Below are 25,435 nucleotides of genomic sequence, written 5' to 3'. Positions count from 1 at the left end.
CTGTGGGCGGTGCCGACCCGCGACACCGGCGCAATGTTGGTCAGGAACCGCCCGGTCACGACTTACCCGCAATCCACAGGGTGGTAAAGACCAGCGCGACGATGCCGACCAGGAAGATCGCCAAGCCCTCGGTCGAGGGGCCGTAGCGGCCGAGGTTGAAGCCACCCGGGTCCTGGTTGTGGTTCAGGTTCGCCTGGATGTAGGCGATGATGTCCGCCTTCTGCTCGGGCGTGATCTGGTTGTCCCCGAACACCGGCATGTTCTGCGGGCCACTGAGCATCGCGGCGTAGATCTGACGGTCGCTGGCCGGCTTCAGGCTCGGCGCGTACTTACCCGACGAGAGGGCTCCGCCGCCACCGCCGAAGGCGTGGCACTGCGCGCAGTTGATCCGGAACAGCTCACCACCGGCGGCGAGGTTGCCGTCCTGGTGGAGGTTCTCGCCGGCCGGCAACTCCGGGCCGCCACCAAGCTCCTGGATGTACTGCCCGAGCTGACGGATCTCATCGGGGTTGAAGACCGGAGGCTTGCGGGGCGCCTGGGCCTCCTGCCGGACCATCGGCATGCGACCCGTGCCCACCTGGAACTCAACCGAGGCGGAGCCAACACCGACCAGACTCGGGCCGCGCCCCTCGACGCCCTGCGCGTTGCGACCGTGGCAGCTCACACAGCTTTCGTTGAACAGCGCCTTGCCGTCCGCGGCGGCGCTGGACATCGGTGTGTCCTGCGCCTGCACGCTGGGGGCGAAGGCCGTGTAGGCGCCGCCGGCCAACATCAGCGCTGCCAGCAGCCGGACCGCGGCACCCAGCCGGCGGCGGCCCCGGCTGCGCGCCGCGGGCCGCCCGCGCAGCCGCGCGAACAGACCGCGTCGGCGGTCGTTGTCAGAAGTCATGACCTGTGTCCTTAACCGGTTGGACCTTGCCTGAGGGGACGAAGCAGCGGCGCGATTCGGGGCGCCAAGATCACTGAAGCCAGTAGATCATGCCGTAGAGCGCGATCCACACCACATCGACGAAGTGCCAGTAGTACGACACCACGATCGCCGACGTCGCCTGCGCCGGCGTGAATCGGCCCATGGTGGTGCGGATCATGAAGATGACGAAGGCGACCAGACCACCCGCCACGTGGAGGCCGTGGAAGCCGGTGGTGAGGTAGAACATCGACCCGTAGCCATCTTCGTTGATCTTGACGCCCTCGTGGATCAGCTCCCGGTACTCGTTCAGCTGGCCGAGTACGAAGATCAGTCCCATCACGAAGGTGATCGTGAACCAGCGCCGCAGGGCGTGCACGTCCCCCTTCTCCGCGGCGAACACGCCGATCTGGCAGGTCACCGACGAGAGCACCAAAATCACCGTGAACGTCGTCGCGTACGGAACATTCAGGTGCGGAGTGTGCTCCGCCCACTGCTCCGGCGCCGCGGCACGGATCGAGAAGTACATCGCGAACAGCGCCGCGAAGAACATGAGTTCGCTGGAGAGCCACACGATCGTCCCGACGCTGACCATGTTGGGTCGCGTCAGGGAGTGGATCCGGCTCTTGTCAATCGCTGGGGCCGCAGTCACGCGGTCATTATTGCCGTTAAGCGAGGCCGGCGATCAGCGGGGGCCCAAACCGGTGCTCCGGGCAGCCCGATCGGGGGGGTCCGATTAGCCTCACCTAGGGTAAAAACGTGCAGCGCGTCGATCCAATCTCCATTGCCACCGAAGTCGCCGCACCCGCCGCGACCTCGGTCGCCGCACCGGCGGCGCCCGCGACCGTCCCACCGCCATTCAGCCTCACGTCGATCTTCACCGAGGTGCAGCCAGTCAGCTGGATCGCCGTCGGCTTGGCGCTCGCAGCTGGACTCTACCTCTACGGCGTACGTCGGCTCCGGGTGCGCGGCCACCGATGGCCGGTGGCCCGAACGCTGCTCTTCCTCGGCCCCGGCCTCGGTGGCATCGCCACGGTGACCCTCAGCGGGCTGGCGGCCTACGACACGACGCTGCTGTCGGTGTACCTGACGCAGCATCTGGTGCTCTCCATGGTGGCACCGATCTTCCTGGCCCTGGGCGCCCCGGTCACGCTGGCGCTACAGGCGTTGCCACCACACCCGCGCGAGCGGCTGCGAACGCTCGTGCACAGCCGGACCGCCCGGCTCTGCAGCCACCCCCTGGTCGCCTTCGCGATCTTCATGGCCACCCCGTTCGCCCTCTACTTCACCGACCTGTACCGCTACACGCTCGAACACGCGTGGGCGCACGAGGTGGTCCACGCACACGTACTCCTGATCGGATGCGTCCTCTTCTGGCCGCTACTCGGGCTCGACCCGCTGCCCAACCGCTGGCCCTACCCGGGCCGGGCGCTGCTGATGCTGCTCTCCGTGCCGTTCTACACCGTGCTCGGACTCACCGTCATGCAGTCAACCGCCCTCTTCGGTGGCGACTGGCACTCCTCGCTCGGCCTGACCTGGGCCGACCCGTGGGAGGACCAGGTGATCGCCGGCGGCATCCTCTGGGCGGGCGGCGAGTTCGTCAGCGTCACCATGCTGGCGGTGCTGGTCGTGCGCTGGATGCGCCAGGCCGAACAGGAGGCCCGCCGGATCGACCGCGAGCTGGACCGCCAGGATGCCGAACAGCGGGCCAGCCCGGCGATGGGCTGACTGCCGGGGATCGGGGAGCACCGCCCGCGGAAGCCCTGCTGGGTACGCCCGGTACGATCGGCGGATAGCTACGAGGTGGGAGCCAGTTAAGCAATGAGCGATCGTCGGTGCACTGTCCTGCTCTACAGTGACGACCCACAGGTCCGGGATCGGATGCGACTCGCCGTCGGCACCCGGCCCGCCCCCGGCCTCCTGGTTGAGTTCGTCGACGCGTCCGACTACGCCGAGTGCATCCGGCTGGTCGACGACTACGAAATTGATCTCCTGCTCCTGGACGGCGAGGCCCACCCCGGCGGCGGCCTCGGCATCGCCCGGCAGATCAAGGACGACCGGGCCGACGCCCCGCCCACCTGCGTGGTGCTCGCTCGCGCCGCCGACCGATGGCTCGCCGCCTACGCCGAGGTTGACGCCACCCTGGTGCATCCACTCGATCCGGTGACCACCGGCACGACCGTTGCCGAAGTGCTGCGGACCCACGCACCGACCTGACGTCCCCACTCCGGCACCGCCTCGGCGCCGGATCCGCCGGCGCCGGATCCCAACCCCTGGACCGCTCGGGAGGCCCTGATGGGCGAACGGACCTGGCCGCACCTGCTCGCCGCGCTGCTGCGCGGCGACGAGCTATCCACCGCCGACACCGCGTGGGCGATGGGTGAGATCATGTCCGGATCGGCGGGCCCGGCGCAGATCGCCGGCTTCGCCGTCGCGCTGCGGGCCAAGGGCGAGACCCCCGCCGAGCTCTCCGGCCTGGTCGAGGCGATGCTCACGCACGCCGTTCGAGTCGATCTACCCGCGGAGCTACGCGCGACCGCAGTGGATGTGGTGGGCACCGGCGGCGATCTCGCGCACACCGTGAACATCTCCACCATGGCCTCTCTGGTAGTCGCCGGCGCCGGCGTACGGGTCGTCAAGCACGGCAACCGGGCCGCCTCCTCGTCCTGCGGTACCGCGGACGTTCTGGAGTTCCTCGGTCTGCCGCTGGACCTGGGCCCCGAGGCGGTGGCGACCTGCGTCGCCGAGGCGGGGATCGGCTTCTGCTTCGCCGCCCGGTTCCACCCCGGGATGCGCCACGCCGGCCCGGTCCGTCGGGAGTTGGGCGTACCGACCGCCTTCAACTTCCTCGGCCCGCTCACCAACCCGGCTCGTCCCCGAGCCGGCGCGGTCGGCTGCTTCGACGCTCGGATGGCGCCGGTCATGGCCGCGGTCTTCGCCGCCCGCGGTGACTCGGCGCTCGTCCTGCGCGGCGAGGACGGGCTCGACGAGTTCACCACCGCTGCCCCCACCCGCGTCTGGGCGGCACAGAACGGCACGGTCTCCGAGGCAGTGCTCGACGCGACCGACCTTGGGATACCCCGGGCCACCCTCGCCGACCTCCGCGGTGGTGACGTCGCCTACAACGCCGACGCGGTACGCCGCCTGCTGGCTGGAGAGACCGGGCCGGTACGAGACGCGGTGCTGGTCAACGCCGCCGCCGCACTTGCCACCCAGGGACCTCTGAACACAGACCTCACCGAGGCGCTCCGGGCCGGCCTACTCCGCGCCGCCGATTCGATCGACTCCGGCGCCGCGGCCCGGACTCTGGACCGTTGGATCGAGGTCGCCCAGGCCGTCCGGCCGGCGTCCGTCTGAGCCAACGCCAGGCCGGCCCAGACGGACGGCGGACCAGCTCAGCCAACGCCAGACCGCCGGAAGGGGCCGGCGGCCAGGTTGGGCCGGCCGGGAGACGATCAACCGACCCGGCCGATCTCCCGTGTCCAGCTGCGAGCGCCATCCACACGGCGAACGGCCCGCTCCCTGCCGGGAACGGGCCGTTCGACTGGTGGTAATCAGTGCTCGGCGGTGCGCCGGGTACCGCTGTAGTACTCGAAGAGCAGGCCACAGGCGGCGAAGACGACCGCTACCAGGCCGACAGCCAGCAGCCAGAGCTGCCAGAACACGAGGCCGAGACCGGCGACCGTGGCTGCCAGCGCGATCCCGAACGGCCAGTAGCTGCCCGGGCTGAAGAAGCCCACTTCACCCGCGCCATCAGCGATCTCCGCATCAGCCCGGTCCTCGGGGCGCAGATCGATCCGCCGGGCGACAAACCAGAAGAAGCCACCGCACATCAGACAGAGCGCGAAGCTCAACAACAGGGCGATGGTGCCAACCCACTCGATCTGGCCGCCGTCGCCATAGGTCCAGCCCCCATAGAGCGCCGCGGCGAAGAGCAGGAACCCGGCGATGATGAGGAAGATGCGCCACTCGGTCTTCATGCCTGCTCCCTCAGTTACCCGCGCCGCTGGCCGACTTGTCGGGGTTGAAGTTCGACTCGGTGCGTCGGGTGTCGAACGGCTCCGTGGTCATCGCGTACGGATCCTCACCGATCGCGATCAGCGCCTCCTGCGTGGACTGTCCATCCTGCTTGGCGGCGAGGAACTGGTCGTACTTCTCCGGCGTGACAACCCGCAGTTCGAAGTTCATGAAGGCGTGATAGGTGCCGCACAGCTCGGCGCAGCGGCCCACGTACGCACCCTCGCCCTCAAGCTTGGAGACCTCGAAGACGTTGCGAATGCTGCCGGGGAAGACATCGCGCTTGAACAGCATCTCCGGCACCCAGAACGAGTGGATGACGTCGCGGCTGGTCTCCTCGAAGCGGATCGACCGGTCCGAGGGCAACACCAGGATCGGGATGACCTCGCTGGTGCCGAGGACCGAAGCGACCGTGTTGGCCTCCACGCCCTGGCCGTCGCGGTAGTTGAACTGCCAGTTCCACTTGAAGGCGACCACCTCGACGGTGACGTCCGGGTCCCGGGAGGTCTTCCCCACATCGGTCTGCACGATCGCCGTGTAGTAGAAGAGCACGGCGACGATCAGGATCGGGGCGATGGTGTAGAGGAACTCCATCGGCAGGTTGTAGCGAGTCTGCACCGGCAGCTCGTTGCCCCGCTTCCGGTAGCGCACCACGCACCAGAAGATGAGGCCCCACACGAACACACCGACCGCGAGCGCCGCGATGCACGAGGCGATCCACAGGTCGTACATCCGGTTCGCCTCGGGGGTGATGCCGCCCTGCGGCCAGCCGAAGCCGCCGAACGCGGCGCCGACATCGCAGCCCGTGAGCAGGACCAACAGTGCCGCTCCGCCGAGACCGAGCCCAGCCACCCGGCCGGCACCCCGCACCCGGCGCCCACCGGCTCCCGGGTAGGCGCTGTGCCGTACGGCCGACGGCCGTACCTCCGAACTCCTTGCGACCACCTGGTCCTGCCTCCCTAGCGCGCCGCCGTGTCATCTGGTCTGCCGGCCTCCGCCGGTGGAGCTACAACACCGGCGGCAAAGGGGTCACCGACGGTCGCAGATTACTCGACCAGGACCGGCTGGACCCGATTGGGGTGGTTGTCCGCCCCCATCGGGGTGATCACGGAACAGCGGAGGCGATATCGTGGAACTCCGTGAACGCCTCTCCGGTCTACCTGGACGCCGCCTCCGCCGCGCCGCTGCACCCCGTCGCCCGACAGGCGCTACTTGCCGCCCTTGACGACGGCTGGGCCGACCCACAACGGCTCTACGCCCCGGCACGGCGGGCGCGTCAACTCCTGGACGCGGCGCGGGAAGCCGCCGCGGCCACGCTCGGCGTCCGACCAGACGAACTCTCCTTCACCCCAAGCGGTACGGCGGCTGCGCACTCGGCCGTCCTCGGCGGGCTCGCCGGACGACGCCGGGCCGGATCCGGCCTGGTGCACTCCGCGATCGAACACTCGGCGGTCCTGCACGCCGCCGAGCGACACGTGGCTGACGGCGGCACGGCGACATCGGTCCCGGTCGACCGGGTGGGCCGAATCGATCTGGACGCCTGGTCAACGGCGGTCGGGGCGCCCGGCACCGCGCTCGCGGCCCTGATCGCCGCGAGCCACGAGGTGGGCACCGTGCAGCCGGTCGCCGCTGCCGGTGCCGTCTGCGCCGCCGCCGGAGTACCGCTCTACGTTGACGCGGCACAGGTGGTCGGGCACGCGCCGGTGCCGGCGGGCTGGTCGGTGCTGACCGCGAGCGCCCACAAGTGGGGCGGACCGCCGGGGGTCGGGCTGCTGGTGGTCCGCAAGGGCACCCGCTGGGAGTCGCCGTGGCCGATGGACGAACGCGAGGCAGGGCGCACCCCGGGGGTGGTGAACCTACCGGCGGTCGTCGCGGCGGCGGCGAGTCTGCGCGCGGCGGCGGCCGACGCGGCGGCGCGGTCGGTCCGACTCGCCCGCCTGGTGGACCGGATCCGGGCTCGGGTGGCGACCGAGGTGCCGGATGTGGAGGTGGTCGGTGATCCAGAAGATCGACTTCCGCACCTGGTGACCTTCTCCTGCCTGTACGTGGATGGTGAGGCGCTGCTACACGCGTTGGACCGGCGCGGCTTCGCCGTCTCCTCCGGGTCGTCGTGCACCTCGTCAACGCTGCGCCCGTCGCACGTGCTGGCGGCGATGGGGGTGTTGTCGCACGGCAACGTTCGGGTCTCGCTGCACCGGGACACGACCGAGGCCGAGGTGGAGCGGTTCCTGACCGAACTGCCGGAGATCGTGGGCGCGTTGCGGGCCGAAGCCGGGGTGGTGGGGCTGTGACGGCGCCCGAGGTGGTCGACTGCCGGGGGCAGCGCTGTCCGCTACCGGTGATCGCGCTGGCCCGCCGCCTGCCCGAGCTGCCGGTTGGCGCCCTCGTCCGGGTACTGGCCGACGATCCGGCGGCCGCGGTGGACCTGCCCGCCTGGTGCCGGCTTCGAGGTCAGGAGTTCGTGGGCCGGGTGGACGGCCCCGACGGCCCGGGATTCGACGTTCGCCGCCGGCACTGAGCCCCGAGGGCCCCGGGGCTCAGTGTCGGCGTGGGACTACGGCACCAGGTGCGAACGGACCTCTTCGGCAGCAGCGTCGCCGTACGAGTCGGCGAGCCGCTTGACGAAGAGATCCCGGTGGAGCTGGTACTCCTGGGTGCCGACAGCTTCCAGCACGAGGGTGGCCAGCAACGAGCCGACCTGGGCGGCCCGCTCCAACCCCAGCCCCCAGGAGAGCGCGGCGAAGAAGCCAGCCCGGAATCCGTCGCCGACCCCCGTCGGGTCGACGGCGCGGATCTCGCGGGCGATCGGCACATGGATCGGGTCGATGTCCCGTCCGGCGATCTCCACACCCTGCTTGCCCAGGGTGGTCACCCGTACCTTGACCAGATCGAGCAGCTGCTCGTCGTTGAGGCCGGCCTTGCTCTGCAGCAGCGACTTCTCGTACTCGTTGGTCATCAGGTACTCGGCGCCCTCAACCAGCGCGACGACGTCCTCGCCGGGCATCCGAGCAAGCTGCTGGGAGGGGTCGGCCGCGAACGCGTACCCCCGCTCCCGGCACTCGGCGGAGTGGCGCAGCATCGCCTCTGGGTCGTTGGCGCCGACCAGCACCAGGTCGAGACCGCCGGCCCGGTGGGCGATCGGCTTCAGCTCGATGTTACGCGCCTCGCTCATCGCCCCCGCGTAGAAGGAGGCGATCTGGCACATCTCGGTGTCGGTGGTGCAGACAAAGCGGGCGGTGTGGGCGATCTCGCTCACATGCACCGAGTCGCAGTCGACGCCGTGCCGCTCCAGCCAGGAACGGTAGTCGGCGAAGTCGGCGCCCACCGCGCCCACCAGAACCGGGCGCAGGCCGAGCTGGCCCATCCCGAAGGCGATGTTGGCGGCCACCCCGCCCCGTCGTAGCACAAGGTCGTCCACCAGGAAGGAGAGCGACACCTTGTCGAGCTGGTCGGCGATGAACTGCTCGGCGAATCGGCCGGGGAAGCTCATCAGGTGGTCAGTCGCGATCGAGCCGGTCACGGCGATCTTCATGTCATCCCTTGGGGTGTCGGGAGCGGGGCGTCGGTCAGCCTACCGCTCCGGCTACCCCGAGGTAACCGTTCAGATGCACCATCGACAACTCCCGTAACGACCACCGGGGGCCGGTCCGGTCCCATGCTGAAGAACCGGGGCCGGCCCGCCGAAAGCGGTCAGCTGAACGAGTCGCCGCAGGCGCAGGAGTTCCCCGCGTTCGGGTTGTCGATCGTGAAGCCCTGCGCGTCGATGCGGTCGGCGAAGTCGATGGTGGCGCCGCCCAGGTAGGGGGCGCTCATCCGGTCAACGACGACCTCCACGCCGTCGAAGTCGGTGACGACGTCGCCGTCGAGCGACCGCTCGTCGAAGAAGAGCTGGTACCGCAGGCCGGAGCAGCCGCCCGGCTGCACCGCGACCCGGAGCCGCAGGTCGTCACGGCCCTCCTGCTCGATCAGAGCCTTGACCTTCTGGGCCGCGACGTCGGTGAGGATGACGGTCGTGGGGGCCTCGGTCGACTCGGTCTGCGCTGGCGTGGTCACGTGGAATCTCCCTGCACACGTAAGGTGTGGTCGTCGTGGCCAACACGTCGGTCAACGATTCCCACTGCGGTCCGGCTTTCGATTGTAGGCCGCCTGCTGCCGGGCCACCCAGGTGACGGGGGCCGCACCCGGGCCGGTCAACGACTCCACTGCCGCGCCAACCGGGCCGCCAGGGCCCGCAGCCCGTCCGCCGGCTGGCCGATCGCCGCCTCCACCCCGCCGCGTTCCGCCCCGCCGTAGTGCTCGACGAGGCTGTGCGCCTCGGTGACACCCGCCGCGGCCGCCTCGCGCCGGCCCGCGCCCACCCGCCCCGCCAGCACCACGCACGGCACGCCCCGGTCCCGGGCCGCACCGGCGACTCCAGCGACCACCTTGCCGCGCAGGGACTGCTGATCAAACGAGCCCTCGCCGGTGATCACCAGGTCGACGTTATCCAGCGCGGTGTCCAGCCCGACGGCGCGGGCGACCAGGCCGATCCCCGAGGAGCGCCGACCGCCGAGGGCGAGCACCGCCGCGCCCAGCCCACCGGCCGCCCCGCCGCCGGGCAGAGCGCCCAGATCACCAGGGCAGCCGGGCAGGTCCCGTTCGAGGACCGCGACGAACCGCTCCAGCGCCGCGTCGAGCAGCAGCACGTCCGCCCGGTCGGCGCCCTTCTGCGGTCCGAAGACATTGCTCGCCCCGTGTACCCCGAGCAACGGGTTGTCCACGTCCGTGGCCGCGACCAGCCGGGCGTCCCGCAACCGCGGCGCCCCGTCCAGCGCCGCGACAGCGGCCAGCGCCGCTCCCCCGTACGGCAGGGCCGTGCCGACGCCATCCAGCGAGGTCACGCCGAGGGCGGCGAGCAGGCCCGCACCAGCGTCGTTGGTGGCCGAGCCACCGAGACCGATCACCACCTCGGAAGCGCCGCACTCGACGGCAGCGGCCACCAAGAGCCCGACTCCGTACGAGGTGGTGCGCCTCGGGTCACGCTCGGCCGGGGCGAGTAGGTGCAGCCCGCAGGCCTGGGCGCTCTCCACGTACCCGGTGCCGGCCTGGGTGAGCAGGATCTCACCGGCCGCTGGACGGCCAAGGGGGTCAACGGTTGGTACCGGCACCCGGCGCGCGTCCACCGCCCCGGCCAACGCGTCCAGGAACCCCGGGCCACCGTCGGCGAGGGGGTGCACCAACAGGTCGTCGTTCGGTGCCACCGATCGCCAGCCGGCGGCCACGGCGGCGGCCACCGCCGACGCCGACAGGGTGCCGGCGAACTTGTCCGGACAGAGCAGCACACGCATGCCGAGCAGTGTGGCAGCACACACCGGCGACAGTCGCAACGCCGTCGTACTGTGGAACCATAGGGGGCGTGACGTCGACCTGGGTTGAACCTTCCGCCACCGCCACCGCGCTCCTGCTGCTCGGTCGGGGCAGCGATCCGGCCTCCGAACGGGGAGTCGAGTGTCCTGGCGACCTGCCGGCACCGAGCGACCCCGAGTTGGTGGCCCGGGCGGCGGCAGCGAAGGCACAGCTGGGTGACCGGGTCTTCGTGCTGGGCCACCACTACCAGCGCGACGAGGTGATCCAGTTCGCCGACGTGACCGGCGACTCGTTCAAGCTGGCCCGGGAGGCCGCCGCCCGGCCAAACGCGGAGTACGTCGTCTTCTGCGGCGTGCATTTCATGGCCGAGAGCGCCGACATCCTCACCACGGACCAGCAGCGGGTCGTCCTGCCCGACCTGGCCGCCGGTTGTTCGATGGCGGACATGGCGGCGCTTCCGCAGGTCGAGGCAGCCTGGGAGACCCTGGCCGACCTCGGTCTCACCGAAGGCACCGTCCCGGTCACCTACATGAACTCCTCGGCGGACATCAAGGGTTTCGTCGGGCGCAACGGCGGTGTCGTCTGCACCTCGTCGAACGCCAAGCGGGCGCTGGAGTGGGCGTACCAGCAGGGCCAGCGGGTCCTCTTCCTCCCCGACCAGCATCTGGGCCGGAACACCGCCGTACTGGAGTTGGGCTTCTCGCTGGACGACTGCGTGCTGTACGACCCACACAAGCCAAACGGCGGGCTCACCGCTGAGCAGCTACGTGACGCTCGGATGGTTCTCTGGCGGGGGCACTGCTCGGTCCACGGCCGGTTCACCCTCGACAGCGTCAACGACGTACGCGAGCGGGTGCCGGGCGTCAACGTGCTGGTGCACCCGGAGTGCCGGCACGAGGTGGTCCGCGCCGCCGACTTCGTCGGATCCACGGAGTACATCATCAAGATGATCGAGGCGGCGCCGGCCGGCTCGGCGTGGGCGGTCGGCACGGAGCTGAACCTGGTCCGCCGGCTGGCGCTGGCCAACCCGGACAAGCAGATCATGTTCCTGGACCGGGCGGTCTGCTACTGCTCGACGATGAACCGCATCGACCTACCCCATCTGGTGTGGGCGCTGGAGGAACTGGTCGCCGGCCGGGTGGTGAACCAGATCACGGTGGACGCGGAGACCGCGCACCAGGCGCGGGTGGCGCTGGACCAGATGCTGGCCCTACCAGGAACGGCGAACCGGCCGCCAAGCCGAGTGTGATAACTGTCCGTATCGACTCTGGCGCAAAAAGTGCCAGAACGCCGATAGCTGCCGCCAAGCGCGATCTGACCGACTCCGCCTTCGTCACAGAGGGCTATGCTGCCCTGGGCGACGACTCGTGGGTGTCCCGGTCCCCGACCCCTGTCATCGCAGATCGCAGGACATCCAACCCCACCGATACCCGGCACCACTCGACGCGCTGGAGGTTGCGTTGACCGACGACGTCCTGGTCGTACACGGAGGCACTCCGCTGGAAGGGCGAATTCGCGTACGCGGCGCGAAGAACCTCGTCTCCAAGGCGATGGTCGCCGCGCTGCTTGGTGACAGCCCAAGCCGGCTCTACGACCTACCGAAGATCCGTGACGTCGAGGTCGTCCGTGGCCTGCTCGGCGTACACGGGGTCAAGGTCACTGATGGCGACGAGGACGGCGCACTGATCCTCGACCCCGCCAACGTGGAGAGCGCCAGCACCGACCAGATCAACGTGCACGCCGGTTCCAGCCGGATCCCGATCCTGTTCTGCGGGCCGCTGCTGCACCGGCTTGGCCACGCCTTCATCCCCGACCTCGGCGGTTGCCACATCGGCCCCCGACCGATCGACTTCCACCTCCAGGCGCTGCGCGAGTTCGGGGCGACCGTCGAAAAGCAGCCGGAGGGCCTACACCTGTCGGCGCCGGACGGCCTGCACGGCACGAAATTCGCGCTCCCCTACCCGAGCGTCGGCGCCACCGAGCAGGTGCTGCTGACCGCGGTGATGGCCGAGGGCGTCACCGAGCTGCGCAACGCCGCGGTCGAGCCGGAGATCGTCGACCTGATCTGCGTCCTCCAGAAGATGGGCGCGATCATCAAGGTGCACACCGACCGGGTGATCGAGATCCAGGGTGTGCCGAAGCTCCACGGCTACTCGCACCGCCCGATCCCGGACCGGATCGAGGCGGCCAGCTGGGCCGCCGCCGCGCTGGCGACCCGCGGCCACGTCGAGGTGCTGGGCGCGGAGCAGGCCGACATGATGACGTTTTTGAACATCTTCCGCTCGGTTGGCGGCGAGTACGAGGTCACCGACGCCCGCCCACCCCGGCTGAACGACCCGGGCCAGGAGGGCGGTATCCGATTCTGGCACCCGGGCGGGGAGCTGAAGTCGGTCGCACTGGAGACCGACGTACACCCGGGTTTCATGACCGACTGGCAGCAGCCCCTGGTCGTGGCGCTGACCCAGGCCCGTGGCCTCTCGATCGTGCACGAGACGGTGTACGAACAGCGACTCGGCTACACCTCGGCGCTGAACTCGATGGGTGCGAACATCCAGGTGTACCGGGACTGCCTGGGCGGCACGCCGTGTCGCTTCGGCCGGCGCAATTTCAAGCACTCGGCAGTCATCGCCGGGCCGAGTAAGCTGCACGCCGCCGATCTGGTCATCCCCGACCTACGGGCCGGGTTCAGCCACCTGATCGCGGCGCTCGCCGCCGAAGGCACCTCCCGGGTGTACGGCGTCGATCTCATCAACCGTGGTTACGAGGACTTCGAGGCGAAGCTCTCCGACCTGGGCGCACATATCGAACGCCCGTGACCCGTACCACCCCGGGCGGCACCGCCCGCTCCTGACGCCCGCGCCCGGCGCACCGCGATGTGCACCGGGCGCGGGCGTTTGGCTACGCTTGTTACGTGCCCCTGTTTCGTCGCAAAGCCACTGACCTGCTCGACGAGTCCACCACACCGGTGACGCCCGAGGAGGAGCCCGCCGCCGCCCAGCCCCGGGGCTACACGCCGGCGAAGGGGCGCGAGACGCCCAAGCGGCCGAGCATCGGGCGGCGCCCCACCACGGCGGTCAAGTCGCTGAGCAAAGACGAGCGACGCGCGGAGCGCCGCCGGATACGCGCCGAGACGGCCGCGGAGTTCCGCCGCGAGGGCGGCCCCCGCGACCGGGGGCCGGAGCGGCTGCTCGTCCGCAACGTGGTCGACTCCCGACGCACGGTGGGCACCTGGTTCTTCGGTGGCGCACTGATCGTGCTGCTCGGGTCGAACCAGGCGATGCCGCCGGAGGTCCGACTCGGGGCCAACATCCTGTGGGTGGCGCTCGCGTTCGCCCTGATCATCGACTCGGTCCTGATCTCACGGAAGGTCAAGAAGCTGGTCCGGGAGCGTTTCCCGAACACCGGGCAACGGCTGGGCTCGCTCTACCGCTACGCGATCATGCGGTCGATCACCTTCCGCCGGATGCGGACCCCCGTACCCCGCGTCGCCATCGGCGACCCGGTCTGACGGCACCCGCCGGCGAGCACCCGCTCGCCCCCTTCCGACACCTCGGCCCGATGCCGCACGGCACGCGGCGGGGCGCTGACGCCACCGGAGTCGAACCCGGGCAGCTACCAAGCGGCGGTTAGCTGCCCGGAACCAAACTCTGGTCCGGATATGACCCAAATTTCCGGAACATGGGATAACGTTTGGGTCCCGCGCGGGCGCCACAGTGGCGGCAACCGAGCCCGCGCCGCTACCCTCCTTCCGCAGCTACGCCTTGCGGGACGGGAGACGCTACCGGCCGGCGGGTGCCCAGCGCGACAAGGTGCAACGAGGTGACAATCGCCGTGAGCGAGCGGACGCGAGCCGGTCATCGGGGCGCGCCCGAAAGCAGACCGACGCCCCCGACAGATCCTGCCCAACCCCCACCCGCGGGACGGGGTCGCCCCCTCGTCCACACCGACGGGTCGCACGGATGAGTCGCGGCGGGTACGACCCGTGGCACCGCACCACCGAGCCGTCCTGGATGGTCGAGCCGACGAACGAGTGGCATCCGCAGTTCCCCGGCCAGCGCTACCCCGGTGACATCGACGTTGAGCACAACCAACCGCCCGCCCCGCGCGGACGAGCTGCCGTCGTCGGTCGGGCCACGGTACCCCCGCTGGCGCCGACCCGACCCGACGGGACCTACACCGGCCGCTCCTGGAATGAACCGGACGACCACCGCGCCCACCACGACGAGGAGCCGCGCCGCCGATGGCCGGGTGAGACACCCCGGGTAGCGGACCGAGGCCGGCGACCGGCGCCGGGCGGTTTCCGGGAGGGCAACCCCGGCCGGGAACGGGAAAGCCAGCGCACCGACTCCGGGCGGGCTCCGTACGCCCGCCCGGACCGGCACGACGGCCCGGCTCCGTGGCACGAGCCCGTCGGACGGAGTCAGCCGGTCTCCCCCGCCCGGCACCCGGAGCCGGGCTGGATACCCGAACCGGACGAGGAGCGACCCCGGGGGCGCGACCGCCACGCCTTCGGTCGGGAGGCAGGAGAGCCGCCACCTCGGACCCGCCACCCGTGGGAGCGGTCAACCAATACCGATCATGGTCGGCGCGGCGCACCGTCGGAGAGCGACGAAGGGCGCCCGCGGCCGGACGGGCCCCGGGCGCACCGGGACGGACGGGTTGATCCATACCCACGACGACATTCCGCTGGCCCTGGTAACCCGGCCGGCCCCGGTCCCTCGGCAGAGCACGGCACCGTCCATCCGCACCGTGATGGGGCACCCGGACCGGTCCGCCATCCCGACCGGCACCCCGGCCAGCAGCAGCCGCACGCCAACCCTCGGCCCGGTATCGGACGCCCTTGGCACCCAGCACAGCCGGGCCCGAACCAGGAGAACCCCCAACACGGCAAACCACCCGGACCGTACCTCCCGCCACCCCACCGACCGGCGCAGGCTGGTCCCCCGACAAGCACGTCGGCACCCCCATACGGCCGACCGGTATCCGGCACGCCCAGCCGACCGGTATCCGGCGGCGCCGGGACGGTCCCGCCGCCTCATCCGGACCCGGACCGCCCGGTCACCGGCGTACCTCCCGGACCGACGCCGCCGCCCAAGGCGGCCGGACCGACACCAGTCATCAAGGAACCGCCGCCGCAGCGGTACGTTCCGCCGCCGCCCACCGCGGAGCCCGTCCGGCCTGCACCCGGGCCAGGTGGGCCAAGCGCCTGGTTCGGGGTGGCCACCCCCGCCGAGCCAACCGCCCCCGCCGAGCCGCTCACCCCCGCCGCAGACCCGTCCAGCCCAGACGCACCACCGTCGACGGCCACATCCGACCAGCCCGACGACGCGTCACCGCCCTCGGCGACAGCGGCCAGCGCCACGCCTGAGCACGCGGAACCTGTCAGCATCCCCGAGGAGGAGACGGAATCCGCCTACCCCGCACCGGAGGAGACCGAGCCGGCCGATGCCGCACCGGCCGACTCCGCTGACATCCTCGGCAGCAACGACGAAGCCCCGAACGAGGATCCAGCCCCGTCCGCAGACGCTGCCCCAACGGAAGACCCAGACCCGGCGCACGCCGACGCTGACCTGGAACGGGCACCAGCGGCGGGACTCGCTCCCACCGCCGAGCCGACCTCGTCGGATTCGGAGACCGCGTTGCCCCCAGTCGGGACGGACCGGAAGCCAGAGCCGGAACCCGAGCCGGAGCCAGAACTGGAGCCCGAGCCGGAGCCCGAGCCGGAACCGGAACCAACACCAGAACCAGAACCAGAACCAGAACCAGAACCGGAGACTGTAGCGACCTCGGTGCCGGTAGCCCCGGCCGTGACGACCACGGCGGCGGTTGCGCCGGAACCGGCCCAGGTGCTCCCCGCGCCCCCCACACCGCGACCGGAGGCCGGCTCAGCGGAGGCGGACCCAACGGAGGCGGACCAAACGGAGGCGACGGAAGTCCCCGCGCCGGAGGCAGAAACCGCTCCCCCGCCGGAGACGGCTGCCACTCCCGCGACGGTTCCGCCCACCACGGACCGGAGTGACCCACCGGAGGCCGCGGACGTCAACGACGCTGCCCCACCGGGCGACCCCGAACGGGTGCTGGCCAACCTTCCCTGGCGGCTGGACCCGGCCACGCTCCGCGAGGTCATCCCCGACCCCAAGCAGTTCCGGAATATCCGACACCGGCTGACCGAGAAGCTCGGCACGGCCCTGGACAACCGATCCCGGGCCCGGCTGCTCAGTCTGCGGGCCGTGGCGTCCCGGGCAGCTGGTGATCTGGACGACGCGCTGGCAGACGGCCGACTGGCCCTGACCTACGCGGAGGCCACCGGCGAGTTGCGACGGTCCGCTCTCGCGCAGGCCCGGCTTGCGCACGTGCTGCGGTGGCGGGGCGAGTACGACGAAGCCGACCGCCTCTTCGCCCAGGCGAACTCGCCGGAGCTACCCGACCGGCTGCGGGTGGCGCTGCACGAACACGCGGGACGGTGTTGCGTTGACCAAGGTCGACTGATCGAGGCCTGCCTGCATTTCGAGCGGGCTTTGGACCTACGCGGCACCGCCGATCCGGAACTGCTGGACCGGGTACGGGTGAGTCTGGACGCTGTCGCCGATCGCGCCGCCAAGAGCGGCTTCGGGCCGTACCCCCGCAGCAGGGCGGAGTTGCTGGAGCCGGACCAGCCGCCGGTGCCGACGCGTGACGGCGATCTCTGGGGGTACGCCGACCCGGACGGTGATCTGGTCATCGTGGCGGAGTACGCGGAGGCGCAGCCGTTCCGGGAGGGCCTGGCCTGGGTTCGCCGCCCGGATGACCAACAGTGGTCGCTACTCGATCAGGCTGGCAGCACCGTGATGACAGCGTCCTGGTCGGCGGTCCGCCCGTTCGCCGACGGACTGGCCTGGGTGTCCCCGGGCGAACCCGGTGGCTGGCGTGCGATTGACCGGCAGGGCGAGGTCGTGGTGCCACCTGGCTTCACCGACGTGCGCCCGTTCCGACACGGTATCGCCGTGGTCCGGCGCGACAGGTGGGGCGCGGTGGACCGCGCCGGCCGGCTGGTGGTACCGACCCGGTACCACGGGTTCGCCACCATGCTCGCTGCCGGCGGACAGGTGGATGGCTTCACCGAGGAGGGGTTGGCCGTCGTTGACCTGGCCGGACGGTACGGCGTGGTGGACCGGACGGGCCGGGTGGTCGTGCCGCCGGTGCACCCGGCGTTGGTGGTGCACCCCGTGGCCTACCTGGTAGCCACCCCCGCCGGCCGATGGGGAGCATTGGATCGGCAGGGCAGACCGCTGATCGAGCCGACGCAGCTCGACCAGGCCAGGGTGCTCGCCGAGATCGAACAGCTGCTCACCGATGCGGTGCCACTACTCTGACCTGGCCGGAGCGGAAGGTCGGCCGGCGACTCCGCCGCGGCCGGCCCAGCTGGTGCACCGATTCGGCGAGCGGGGCCGCGCCCTTCGTGGGCCCCACCGAGTTAGGGTCAGGGAATGGAATTCCGACACCTGGGCCGTTCCGGCCTGATAGTCAGCGAGATCTCGTACGGAAACTGGATCACCCACGGCTCCCAGGTTGAGGAGGAGTCGGCCTTCGCCTGTGTCCGGGCCGCCCTGGACGCCGGTATCACCACCTTCGACACCGCGGACGCGTACGCGGGCACCCTGGCGGAGGAGGTTCTCGGCCGGGCGCTGCGAACCGAACGGCGTGCCGGAATCGAGCTGTTCACGAAGGTGTTCTGGCCGACCGGTCCGGGTCGCAACGACCGGGGCCTGTCCCGCAAGCACATCATGGAGTCGATCGACGGTTCGCTGCGCCGGCTGGGCACCGACTACGTCGACCTCTACCAGGCGCACCGGTACGACCACAGCACCCCGATCGAAGAGACGATGGAGGCGTTCGCCGATGTTGTCCGCGCCGGGAAAGCCCTCTACATCGGGGTCTCGGAGTGGACGGCGACGGAGCTGCGCCAGGCCCACCAGCTCGCCCGGGAGCTGCGGATCCCGCTGATCTCCAACCAACCGCAGTACTCGATGCTCTGGCGGGTCATCGAGGCTGAGGTGGTGCCGGCCAGCGAGGAGTTGGGCGTCGGTCAGATCGTCTGGTCCCCGATGGCCCAGGGTGTGCTGACCGGTAAGTACCAGCCCGGTCACCCCCCGCCCGCGGGCTCCCGGGCCACCGACGAGAAGTCCGGCGCGCGCTTCATCGCCAAGTGGCTCAGCGACGACGTGCTGACCCGGGTGCAGCAGCTCAAGCCGCTCGCCGACCAGGCGGGGCTGAGCATGGCCCAGCTCGCCATCGCCTGGGTCCTGCAGAACCCGAACGTCTCCTCGGCGATCATCGGCGCCTCCCGCCCCGAGCAGGTGCACGACAACGTCAAGGCGGCCGGGGTACGGCTCGACGCCGACCTACTCAAGGCCATCGATGACATCATCGAGCCGGTCGTCGAGCGGGACCCGGCCCGGACCGAGTCCCCCGCGCAGCGGCCCTGACCTGACCACCGCGGTGGGCTGGCCGAATCGACCGGCCCACCGCCGTGCGGGCTGCCCGTCCCACCGCCGTGCGAGCTGACCCAGCGGCGTGCGGAGTAGCCGTCTCACCGCCGGCCGGAGTGACCGGCGGCACCCGCGGGGCTCAGCCCTGCCAGAAGCGGACCAGATCCAGGCCGAGCCCGTACAGGCCCGGCGGTAGGCCCAGCGCGTCGCCGACGGCGAAGACCGTCCCGAAGAACCAGCCGTTGATCCGGGGGTTCCACAGCAGCGCGAAGAGCAGGAGAAAGCCGTACGGCGCGAAGAGGTCGTACATCCGCCGGTACGGCGGGGAGAGCCAGGGCTGGATCATGTTGCCACCGTCCAAGCCCGGCACCGGAAGCAGGTTGAGCAGGCTCGCCGTGAGTTGGAGGAAGGCGAGCAGCGCCACCGCGGCCCAGAACTGCACCGGCCCGTCGCCACCCGCTGCCAGCCGGACCGCGATCACCAGCACCAGCGTGAACACCACGTTGGTGGCCGGGCCGGCGAGGCTGACCAGGGTGTGCCGGAGCCGCCCCGGAATGGCGTGCCGGTCCACCCAGACCGCGCCACCGGGCAGGCCGATACCACCGAGCAGCACCACCAACACCGGCAGCGCGATCGACAGCAGCGGATGGCTGTACTTCAGTGGGTTGAGAGTGAGGTAGCCCTGATGCGCGACGCTACGGTCCCCGGCCCGGAACGCCACCAGTGCGTGCGCGTACTCGTGCAGGCAGAGTGAGACCAGCCACCCGGAGACGACGAAGAGGAACACGTTGACGCGGATGTTGCCGGTTCCCTGCCAGGTCAGGACTCCACTGAGCACGAAGAGGGCCACCAGCCCGAGGAAGACCGGGCTGGGGCGGAACGCTGCCCGGGGCACGCCGAGCACCAGCGGCCCACCTCCAGCACGATCTCCGGCCATCACTCCGCCGGGGGCTGCAGACTCATCCGGTACTCCACGCGGTCGTCCTCGACAAGCAGGACCGCGATCACGCCGGCCGCCGCGAGTTCCCGCCAGGTCTGGCCGATCCAGGACTCGGCGTCCGCCTGGCTACTGAACGACTCGGCCGGCCCCGACGCCGGTTCGCCGTTCTCGCCCTCGTACTGCCAGCTCCACGCCATCTGCGTGTCTCCCCTCGCCGCTGATCTCCCGTCAGCCTAGTCCGCCGCGCCGCCGACGGCTGCACGTCCAGCCCCGTCATGATCGTTACGAGGCGAATGTGAGCAGCCCCGGGAGGAGCGGGGCGGGAGGCGGGCGGGCACCGGGCGGCCTTAAGGTACGGACATGTCCATTGACGGGTGGAACACGGTCCTGGTGCTCGGCGGAATCCGGTCGGGAAAGTCCGAGTTCGCCGAGGCCCTGGTAGCCGACGCGCCGACGGTCCGGTATGTGGCCACCGCCGCCGACACCAGCGCCGACGACGAGGAGTGGGCGACCCGCCTCGACGCTCACCGCGCTCGCCGGCCGACGACGTGGACCACGGAGGAGACCGCGGGGCAGCCACGCCGGCTGGCGGAGCTGCTGGCCGCCGCGCAGCCCGCCGAGACGCTACTCGTTGATGATCTCGGTGGCTGGGTGACGGCTCTCCTCGACCCCGCCCACCAACCCCTCGACGCCACGGCCGCCATCGCCGAGCTGGTCGCGGCGGTCCGCTCCTGCCCCGCGCGGCTGGTGCTGGTCAGCGCCGAGGTTGGCCTCTCGCTGGTACCGACGACCCCGCTCGGCCGTGCCTTCACCGACGCGCTCGGCACCGCCAACCGGGCGATCGCCGACGCGGTTGACACGGTCGTGCTGGTGATCGCCGGCCAGCCCAGCTGGCTCAAACCGCCCCCACCGCCCCGCCCAGCCGCCGTCCCGGCGCAGATCACGCCGGCTGCCGCCCGAAGCAGAGCCGCTACCGGCCCGGTCCTCGCACCGCCGCCGCTACCGGAGGTGCTGGCCCCGAGCGCCCCGCCCGCACCGGCCGCACTCGCCACCGGCGCCTCCTGGTTGACGCCGCCGGTGGCCGCGACCGGCCTGGCCATCGAGCCGGGCCTGGAGTTGCCCATGCCGGACGAGGACGCCGGCGCGCAGGCCGGGCAGCGGGTGGCCACCCGGGACCTGCCCGGCGCCGGCTTCGGCGGGCTCACCCAGCTGGTCGAGTTCGCCGCCGCCACCCAAGGCACCTCGCAGCCCGTCCCCTGGGGCAGCACCCGGGTGCTGCTGGTGCATGGTGACCACACGGGCGGTGCCGCCGCCGGTACCGCCCCGGGCGACTCCGCCCGCCGAGCCCAGGAGGCCCGGAACGGCCAGGGTGCGTGGGCCCGCCTCGCCGCTGAGGCCGGGGCTGAGCTGCAGGTGGTTGACGCCCCCACCGCGGACCCGATCGAGACCGACCCGGCGCTCCCCCTCAATCAGGTCGAGGCGGCGTTGCAACTCGGCTGGCGGCTCGCCGACCAGGCCGCCGACGCGGGCGTACGGCTGCTGGTGCTGGGCGCCTGCGGCGCCGGCGCCGAGGCCGCCGCGGCAGCGGTGCTCGCGACCACGGCCGGCGCCGAACCACCCGCCGTACTCGCCCGGGTCCGCACCGGGGCCGGCGAGTACGACGACGCCGCGTGGATGGTCCGCTGCGCGGCCGTCCGGGATGGGCTGCACCGCAGCCGCCACTCGTCCCGCGAGCCCAGGGAGGTCCTCGCCGAGGTGGGCGGCGGCGACATCGCGGTCGCCACCGGCGTGCTGCTCGGCGCTGCCGCGCGGCGGCTGCCGGTACTCCTGGACGGGCCGGTCGGAGTTGCGGCCGGTCTGGTCAGCCGCGACCTGGCCGGGCCGGCCCGGCACTGGTGCCTGCTCGCCGACCATGGCGGGCACCCCGGTGTCCAATTCGCCGCCGACGTGCTCGGCCTCACCCCCCTGCTTGACCTGCGGCTGGACCTGGGCGAGGGCGGGAACGCACTGGTGGCGCTGCCGCTGCTGCGGTCGGCGCTGGCCTTGGCCGCGGCGCTGCCGGCGCACCCGTCGCTACGGGCCGCGCCGGACGAGGCCGCGCCGGACGAGGCCGAGTTGACGACGGAACCGGCAGCCGCCGGGTCGACGACGAGCGAGCCAGACGAGGCCAAGCCGCCGACGGAGGAGTCGAAACCGGCGACGGAGCAACCGGAGCCGGCGAACCCGATGGACGACGAGCCGGACTTCCGCGAGCCAGAACCGGCCGGACCGGGGCCCACCAGCACCGATCCGGAGTCCACCCCGCTGGATTCATCCGGCTGGCGTGCCGGCTGAACCGCGGCTCGCTGCCGGTGCCCGGCTGGCGCTGACCACGTTCACCACGTTGCCGGTGCGGGCCGGCCGGATCGACCGGGCCGTGGCCGGCACCGCGATGGCCCTGGCCCCGGCCGTCGGCGCGCTGCTCGGCGCCCTCCTCACCGGAGTGCTGCTACTCACCGGCGGCTTCGCGCCGCCACTGGTAGCCGCCGGCGTCACGGTCGGTGCCGGTGCGCTGCTCACCCGAGGGCTGCACCTCGACGGGCTCGCCGACACCGTGGACGCACTCGGCTCGTACCGGCGCGGGCCGGCCGCGCTGGAGATCATGAGGAAGCCGGATGTCGGCCCGTTCGGGGTCACCGCACTGGTGGTCGTCCTCCTGGTGCAGGCGGCGGTGCTGGCGGAGCTGGCCGAATGGTCAACGTCGACCGCGCTGGCGGCGGTGATAACCGCCACCGCCGCCGGTCGGCTCGGGGTCGCGTTGGCCTGCCGGCGCGGGCTGCCGGCAGCCCGACCGGACGGGCTGGGAGCCCTGGTCGCCGGGACCGTCGGGCCCGGCGCCCTCGCCGCCGGGACCACCGCGGTGGCGCTGCTGGCGCTCGCCGCCGTGCCGGACCGTCCCTGGCAGGGACCACTGGTCGTCATCGCCGCCCTCGCCACCGCGGTCTGGCTGCTCCGGCACGTGGTACGCCGTCTCGGTGGGATCACCGGCGACGTGCTCGGTGCCACCACCGAGGTGGTCACCACCCTGGTCTACCTGGGACTGGTCTTGTCCGGCTGAACTCCGCCCACCCCGGCGGGTAGCGTTATGCACGACAACACCGGCACGGCCATCCGGGAGACCCATGCTCATCACGGACGACTTCCTGCCCGTACCGGTCCCGGAATCACTGAACGCCACCTACCTGGTGCCGATGGCCGGGCTTCCGAAGGTGGGCACGAAGACCGCGGTACGGCAGCTCACCGGACGGCTCGCCGAGCCGGTGCACGACCTCGCCCGGCAGATGCTGGACAGCCCGCTGATGAGCGTGGACACCCGGCCGATCCACGAGTTCCCCGAGCTGCCGCCGGACCTGCTCACCGCCTTCGGCGCGACCGAGGCCCAGCTGTCCCGGCTGGCGGCGGCGACCCACCTGGTCGTGGTGCAGGCCGAGTACCGCCCCGGCTGGCCGCCGGCGCACGAGTGGGCGGCGCGGGCGGTGGCGGCGGCGGTCGCCGACACCACCGGCGGCGACGTGGTGGATGTCTTCGGGCTCCAGTTCCTCGACCCGACGACCGCGCTGCGGTCCCTGCCGGACGAGCAGGGCCGGATCCGGCTGGTTGACTGGGTACTGGTGCCGTACTCGTCCGACGCCGACGGGCTCTGGTTCACCACCAAGGGGCTGCGCCGGTTCGGGCTGCTGGAACTACAGGCACAGGGCGTGCCGGACCACCTGACCCGGGCCTGGGGCGCGGTGATGACCGGCACGGCGCGGCGGCTGCTGCGGGTGTGGACCGACGGCCTGGCCGGTGAGGAGCTACCGGCGTTCGTGCAGCTACCCGTACTGGCCACGGTCACCGGGGGAGACATCGCGGTGGCGTACGGCAACCCGGAACAGCATGGGGCCACCGCCCCGGTGCTGCTTCGGCTGGAACTGGACCCGGCGACGGACCCGGAGGCGGATTCGTTCCTCACCCTGCGACCGCCGGCTGGCTACTCTGGGCCGGACGGCCGCTACTACGCCGCGGCCTGTGGAACCCTCTTCACCGGCATCGCCCCGGACGTGCGCTACACCCGCTCCGGCGACGCGATGAGCCAGGCGGTCGCCACCGCCCGGGCCGCACTGGGCGAGATCCGCGCCCGCTTCCTCGCCGGGGCGCTACCGCCCGAGACGCAACTGGTGGTGAAGTACGGACTACCCGGAGAGGACGGCCCGGAATACGTGTGGGCCGGGGTGACCTCCTGGCCGACGCCGGAGCAGATCGAGGGTGCCAGCGCCAGCGACGCCAACACGGATCCGGCCGTACGGATCGGCTCCGCGGTGGTGGTGGAGGCGACCGACGTGGTCGACTGGGCGGTCCTGGACGGCACCGGGGTCCGTGAGGGCGGCTGGACCCAGGCCGTCCTGGATGCCGGTGAACGCCCCGCCCCGCCGGTCTGACCCGCGGCCCCCGCCCCCACCGATCGGCGGGGGCGGCGCGGGCGCCGACCGGAGGCGAGCTACCGAACCGAGGGGTTGACGAACGGCGGGCGGACCAGGCTCACCGCTGCCCGGCGTCCCCGGATGTCGACCTCGAGTTCGGCCCCGTCGGCCAGGGCCGGCTCGGTGTCGATCAGGGCCAGGGCGATGCCCTGTTTCCGGGTCGGGCTGAAGGTGCCGCTGGTGACCGTGCCGACCGGCGTCTCACCGTGGTAGACGACCATGCCGGGGCGTGGGATGGCCCGATCGACCGCCACCAGCCCGCGCAGCCGGCGCCGAGGGCCGGCGGCCTTCTCCGCGAGCAGCGCCGCCCGCCCCCAGAAGGCGGGCTTGTCCCAGCCGACCGCCCAGCCCGAACGGCCCTGCACCGGGGTGATCTCCAGCGACAGGTCCTGCCCGTGCAGCGGGTAGCCCATCTCGGTACGCAGGGTGTCCCGGGCGGCCAGGCCGCACGCCTGCAGCTGCTCCTCGGCGGCGAAGAGCGCGTCCCAGACTCCGCCAGCATCCCCGGCCGGCAGGATCAGTTCATAGCCCAGTTCGCCGGTGTAGCCGGTGCGGCACACGGTCAGGTTGGCCCCCGCCAGCGTGCCCTCCGCGAAGCTCATATAGCCGTGCTGCGTGGGCAGGCCCAGCGCGCCGAGCAGGTCGGCCGAGCGCGGCCCCTGCACCGCGAGGATCGCGTACGCCTCGTGCTCGTCAGTGATCGTGACCGTTGGTGGCGCGGCGGCCCGCAGCCGGCGCACCACCTCGGCGGTGTTCGCGGCGTTGGGGATCAGGAAGACGTGGTCCTCGGCGTACAGGTAGGCGATGATGTCGTCGACCACACCACCGGTGGCATCGTCGCAGCAGAGGGTGTACTGCGCCCGGCCCGGCCCGATCCGGGCCAGGTCGTTGCTGAGGCAGGCGTTGACGAACTCCGCCGCCCCCGCGCCGGTGACCCGCACCTTGCCCAGGTGCGACACGTCGAAGACACCCACCGCGTCGCGCACCGCCGAGTGCTCCTTGCGCACCCCGCCCCCCGCGTACTCAAGCGGCATCTCCCATCCGCCGAAGAGGGCAAACTTGGCGCCGGCAGCGACATGCCGGTCGTGCAGCGGGGAGCGGCGCAGCCGGGTTTCGGCGGAGCCGGAGGTCACGTCGGTCATGGGTGGCAACTTACCGGCACCACCCCGGCTGGTTAGCATCGGCGGGACCCGCCAACACCACTGGCGGGACAGCCCTGGTCAACGGCGGGTACGGTCCGCCGAAGACCTTCATCGCT

At 71.6% G+C, this 25,435-nt stretch carries 23 protein-coding genes; 13 read left to right on the top strand and 10 right to left on the bottom strand.

The window, feature by feature from the left end; translation table 11 throughout:
- Window positions 1-55 precede the first annotated feature (55 nt).
- Together qcrC and ctaE are read right to left on the bottom strand one after the other, a co-directional pair.
- On the bottom strand, window positions 56-889 hold the full coding sequence (gene qcrC, locus SALPAC3_RS0121245; RefSeq protein ID WP_018223188.1) for a cytochrome bc1 complex diheme cytochrome c subunit: 834 nt from the start codon (window positions 887-889) through the stop codon (window positions 56-58).
- 70 nt (window positions 890-959) lie between these two features.
- Entirely contained in the window at window positions 960-1,559 is a 600-nt protein-coding gene (gene ctaE, locus SALPAC3_RS0121240; RefSeq protein WP_018223187.1) for an aa3-type cytochrome oxidase subunit III, read from the bottom strand.
- Window positions 1,560-1,666: 107 nt separating this feature from the next.
- Here ctaE and SALPAC3_RS0121235 point away from each other — a divergent pair, with 107 nt between their 5' ends.
- The 3 genes from SALPAC3_RS0121235 (at window position 1,667) to trpD (ending at window position 4,264) form a co-directional block, all read left to right on the top strand.
- Entirely contained in the window at window positions 1,667-2,635 is a 969-nt protein-coding gene (locus SALPAC3_RS0121235) for a cytochrome c oxidase assembly protein (protein WP_018223186.1), read from the top strand.
- A 93-nt stretch (window positions 2,636-2,728) separates the two neighbouring features.
- A complete protein-coding gene (locus tag SALPAC3_RS0121230; protein WP_018223185.1) occupies window positions 2,729-3,124 on the top strand; it encodes a response regulator in 396 nt (131 codons plus the stop codon).
- A gap of 78 nt (window positions 3,125-3,202) precedes the next feature.
- Complete coding sequence (trpD, locus tag SALPAC3_RS0121225; protein WP_018223184.1) at window positions 3,203-4,264, top strand: anthranilate phosphoribosyltransferase; 1,062 nt, start codon at window positions 3,203-3,205, stop codon at window positions 4,262-4,264.
- Between the two features lie 197 nt (window positions 4,265-4,461).
- Here the strand turns inward: trpD and SALPAC3_RS0121220 are convergent, their stop codons facing one another.
- On the bottom strand, window positions 4,462-4,887 hold the full coding sequence (locus SALPAC3_RS0121220; protein WP_018223183.1) for a cytochrome c oxidase subunit 4: 426 nt from the start codon (window positions 4,885-4,887) through the stop codon (window positions 4,462-4,464).
- Window positions 4,888-4,897: 10 nt separating this feature from the next.
- Window positions 4,898-5,869: an aa3-type cytochrome oxidase subunit II gene (gene ctaC / locus SALPAC3_RS0121215; RefSeq protein WP_026185786.1), complete on the bottom strand. Its 972-nt coding sequence runs from the start codon at window positions 5,867-5,869 to the stop codon at window positions 4,898-4,900.
- A 194-nt stretch (window positions 5,870-6,063) separates the two neighbouring features.
- On the opposite strand from ctaC, the gene SALPAC3_RS0121210 reads away from it, so the two are divergent.
- Together SALPAC3_RS0121210 and SALPAC3_RS0121205 are read left to right on the top strand one after the other, a co-directional pair.
- Window positions 6,064-7,215: a cysteine desulfurase family protein gene (locus SALPAC3_RS0121210; protein WP_018223181.1), complete on the top strand. Its 1,152-nt coding sequence runs from the start codon at window positions 6,064-6,066 to the stop codon at window positions 7,213-7,215.
- Complete coding sequence (locus SALPAC3_RS0121205; RefSeq protein ID WP_018223180.1) at window positions 7,212-7,442, top strand: sulfurtransferase TusA family protein; 231 nt, start codon at window positions 7,212-7,214, stop codon at window positions 7,440-7,442. The genes SALPAC3_RS0121210 and SALPAC3_RS0121205 overlap by 4 nt, the downstream gene beginning before the upstream one ends.
- A 36-nt stretch (window positions 7,443-7,478) precedes the next feature.
- Here the strand turns inward: SALPAC3_RS0121205 and SALPAC3_RS0121200 are convergent, their stop codons facing one another.
- The 3 genes from SALPAC3_RS0121200 to SALPAC3_RS0121190 all read right to left on the bottom strand — a co-directional run bounded on the left by SALPAC3_RS0121200 (window position 7,479) and on the right by SALPAC3_RS0121190 (window position 10,251).
- Complete coding sequence (locus SALPAC3_RS0121200; protein ID WP_018223179.1) at window positions 7,479-8,456, bottom strand: carbohydrate kinase family protein; 978 nt, start codon at window positions 8,454-8,456, stop codon at window positions 7,479-7,481.
- Between the two features lie 158 nt (window positions 8,457-8,614).
- Window positions 8,615-8,977, bottom strand: coding sequence for an iron-sulfur cluster insertion protein ErpA (gene erpA, locus SALPAC3_RS0121195; protein WP_018216456.1), 363 nt, complete (start codon window positions 8,975-8,977; stop codon window positions 8,615-8,617).
- A gap of 137 nt (window positions 8,978-9,114) precedes the next feature.
- Window positions 9,115-10,251, bottom strand: a complete 1,137-nt coding sequence (locus SALPAC3_RS0121190) for a glycerate kinase family protein (RefSeq protein ID WP_033774895.1) — start codon at window positions 10,249-10,251, stop codon at window positions 9,115-9,117.
- A gap of 68 nt (window positions 10,252-10,319) precedes the next feature.
- Between SALPAC3_RS0121190 and nadA the strand changes: the two genes are divergently transcribed.
- The 5 genes from nadA to SALPAC3_RS0121160 all read left to right on the top strand — a co-directional run bounded on the left by nadA (window position 10,320) and on the right by SALPAC3_RS0121160 (window position 18,735).
- A complete protein-coding gene (gene nadA / locus SALPAC3_RS0121185) occupies window positions 10,320-11,519 on the top strand; it encodes a quinolinate synthase NadA (RefSeq protein WP_018223177.1) in 1,200 nt (399 codons plus the stop codon).
- 118 nt (window positions 11,520-11,637) lie between these two features.
- Window positions 11,638-13,086 carry a UDP-N-acetylglucosamine 1-carboxyvinyltransferase gene (murA, locus tag SALPAC3_RS0121180; protein ID WP_026185785.1) on the top strand — a complete coding sequence of 483 codons (1,449 nt, stop codon included), beginning with the start codon at window positions 11,638-11,640 and terminating at the stop codon, window positions 13,084-13,086.
- 95 nt (window positions 13,087-13,181) lie between these two features.
- Window positions 13,182-13,778, top strand: a complete 597-nt coding sequence (locus tag SALPAC3_RS0121175; protein ID WP_018223175.1) for a DUF3043 domain-containing protein — start codon at window positions 13,182-13,184, stop codon at window positions 13,776-13,778.
- A gap of 451 nt (window positions 13,779-14,229) precedes the next feature.
- The gene (locus SALPAC3_RS27460) at window positions 14,230-17,622 is read left to right on the top strand and encodes a WG repeat-containing protein (RefSeq protein WP_080635213.1); all 3,393 of its coding nucleotides are present in this window, start codon (window positions 14,230-14,232) and stop codon (window positions 17,620-17,622) included.
- Window positions 17,623-17,736: 114 nt separating this feature from the next.
- A complete protein-coding gene (locus SALPAC3_RS0121160) occupies window positions 17,737-18,735 on the top strand; it encodes an aldo/keto reductase family protein (RefSeq protein ID WP_018223172.1) in 999 nt (332 codons plus the stop codon).
- Window positions 18,736-18,877: 142 nt separating this feature from the next.
- On the opposite strand, the gene SALPAC3_RS0121155 is transcribed toward SALPAC3_RS0121160, so the two are convergent.
- Together SALPAC3_RS0121155 and SALPAC3_RS0121150 are read right to left on the bottom strand one after the other, a co-directional pair.
- On the bottom strand, window positions 18,878-19,675 hold the full coding sequence (locus SALPAC3_RS0121155) for a site-2 protease family protein (protein WP_018223171.1): 798 nt from the start codon (window positions 19,673-19,675) through the stop codon (window positions 18,878-18,880).
- A complete protein-coding gene (locus SALPAC3_RS0121150) occupies window positions 19,675-19,875 on the bottom strand; it encodes a hypothetical protein (RefSeq protein WP_018216464.1) in 201 nt (66 codons plus the stop codon). The genes SALPAC3_RS0121155 and SALPAC3_RS0121150 overlap by 1 nt, the downstream gene beginning before the upstream one ends.
- A gap of 163 nt (window positions 19,876-20,038) precedes the next feature.
- Here SALPAC3_RS0121150 and SALPAC3_RS0121145 point away from each other — a divergent pair, with 163 nt between their 5' ends.
- The 3 genes from SALPAC3_RS0121145 (at window position 20,039) to SALPAC3_RS0121135 (ending at window position 24,135) form a co-directional block, all read left to right on the top strand.
- The gene (locus tag SALPAC3_RS0121145) at window positions 20,039-22,012 is read left to right on the top strand and encodes a bifunctional adenosylcobinamide kinase/adenosylcobinamide-phosphate guanylyltransferase (protein ID WP_018223170.1); all 1,974 of its coding nucleotides are present in this window, start codon (window positions 20,039-20,041) and stop codon (window positions 22,010-22,012) included.
- Window positions 22,002-22,775: an adenosylcobinamide-GDP ribazoletransferase gene (locus SALPAC3_RS0121140; protein ID WP_018223169.1), complete on the top strand. Its 774-nt coding sequence runs from the start codon at window positions 22,002-22,004 to the stop codon at window positions 22,773-22,775. Before SALPAC3_RS0121145 ends, SALPAC3_RS0121140 begins: the two co-directional genes overlap by 11 nt.
- A gap of 64 nt (window positions 22,776-22,839) precedes the next feature.
- Entirely contained in the window at window positions 22,840-24,135 is a 1,296-nt protein-coding gene (locus tag SALPAC3_RS0121135; protein WP_018223168.1) for a hypothetical protein, read from the top strand.
- A gap of 59 nt (window positions 24,136-24,194) precedes the next feature.
- Here SALPAC3_RS0121135 and gcvT read toward each other — a convergent pair whose 3' ends face one another.
- Window positions 24,195-25,319, bottom strand: coding sequence for a glycine cleavage system aminomethyltransferase GcvT (gene gcvT / locus SALPAC3_RS0121130; protein ID WP_018223167.1), 1,125 nt, complete (start codon window positions 25,317-25,319; stop codon window positions 24,195-24,197).
- Window positions 25,320-25,435: the final 116 nt, after the last annotated feature.

The sequence above is a fragment of the Salinispora pacifica DSM 45544 genome, from assembly GCF_000378845.1.
In the GTDB taxonomy this organism is placed as follows: domain Bacteria; phylum Actinomycetota; class Actinomycetes; order Mycobacteriales; family Micromonosporaceae; genus Micromonospora; species Micromonospora pacifica.
Note: the sequence above shows the minus strand (reverse complement) of the source record. Positions and strands in the feature narration are given on the sequence as shown.

What these genes read in the sequence shown, in the direction of transcription:
- qcrC (WP_018223188.1), bottom strand. Translation starts at nt 889, where the DNA reads ATGACTTCTGACAACGACCGCCGACGCGGTCTGTTCGCGCGGCTGCGC.
- SALPAC3_RS0121200 (WP_018223179.1), bottom strand. Translation starts at nt 8,456, where the DNA reads ATGAAGATCGCCGTGACCGGCTCGATCGCGACTGACCACCTGATGAGC.
- SALPAC3_RS27460 (WP_080635213.1), top strand. Translation starts at nt 14,230, where the DNA reads ATGAGTCGCGGCGGGTACGACCCGTGGCACCGCACCACCGAGCCGTCC.
- SALPAC3_RS0121190 (WP_033774895.1), bottom strand. Translation starts at nt 10,251, where the DNA reads ATGCGTGTGCTGCTCTGTCCGGACAAGTTCGCCGGCACCCTGTCGGCG.
- SALPAC3_RS0121135 (WP_018223168.1), top strand. Translation starts at nt 22,840, where the DNA reads ATGCTCATCACGGACGACTTCCTGCCCGTACCGGTCCCGGAATCACTG.
- SALPAC3_RS0121230 (WP_018223185.1), top strand. Translation starts at nt 2,729, where the DNA reads ATGAGCGATCGTCGGTGCACTGTCCTGCTCTACAGTGACGACCCACAG.
- SALPAC3_RS0121160 (WP_018223172.1), top strand. Translation starts at nt 17,737, where the DNA reads ATGGAATTCCGACACCTGGGCCGTTCCGGCCTGATAGTCAGCGAGATC.
- gcvT (WP_018223167.1), bottom strand. Translation starts at nt 25,319, where the DNA reads ATGACCGACGTGACCTCCGGCTCCGCCGAAACCCGGCTGCGCCGCTCC.
- SALPAC3_RS0121155 (WP_018223171.1), bottom strand. Translation starts at nt 19,675, where the DNA reads ATGGCCGGAGATCGTGCTGGAGGTGGGCCGCTGGTGCTCGGCGTGCCC.
- SALPAC3_RS0121150 (WP_018216464.1), bottom strand. Translation starts at nt 19,875, where the DNA reads ATGGCGTGGAGCTGGCAGTACGAGGGCGAGAACGGCGAACCGGCGTCG.
- SALPAC3_RS0121145 (WP_018223170.1), top strand. Translation starts at nt 20,039, where the DNA reads ATGTCCATTGACGGGTGGAACACGGTCCTGGTGCTCGGCGGAATCCGG.
- trpD (WP_018223184.1), top strand. Translation starts at nt 3,203, where the DNA reads ATGGGCGAACGGACCTGGCCGCACCTGCTCGCCGCGCTGCTGCGCGGC.
- SALPAC3_RS0121220 (WP_018223183.1), bottom strand. Translation starts at nt 4,887, where the DNA reads ATGAAGACCGAGTGGCGCATCTTCCTCATCATCGCCGGGTTCCTGCTC.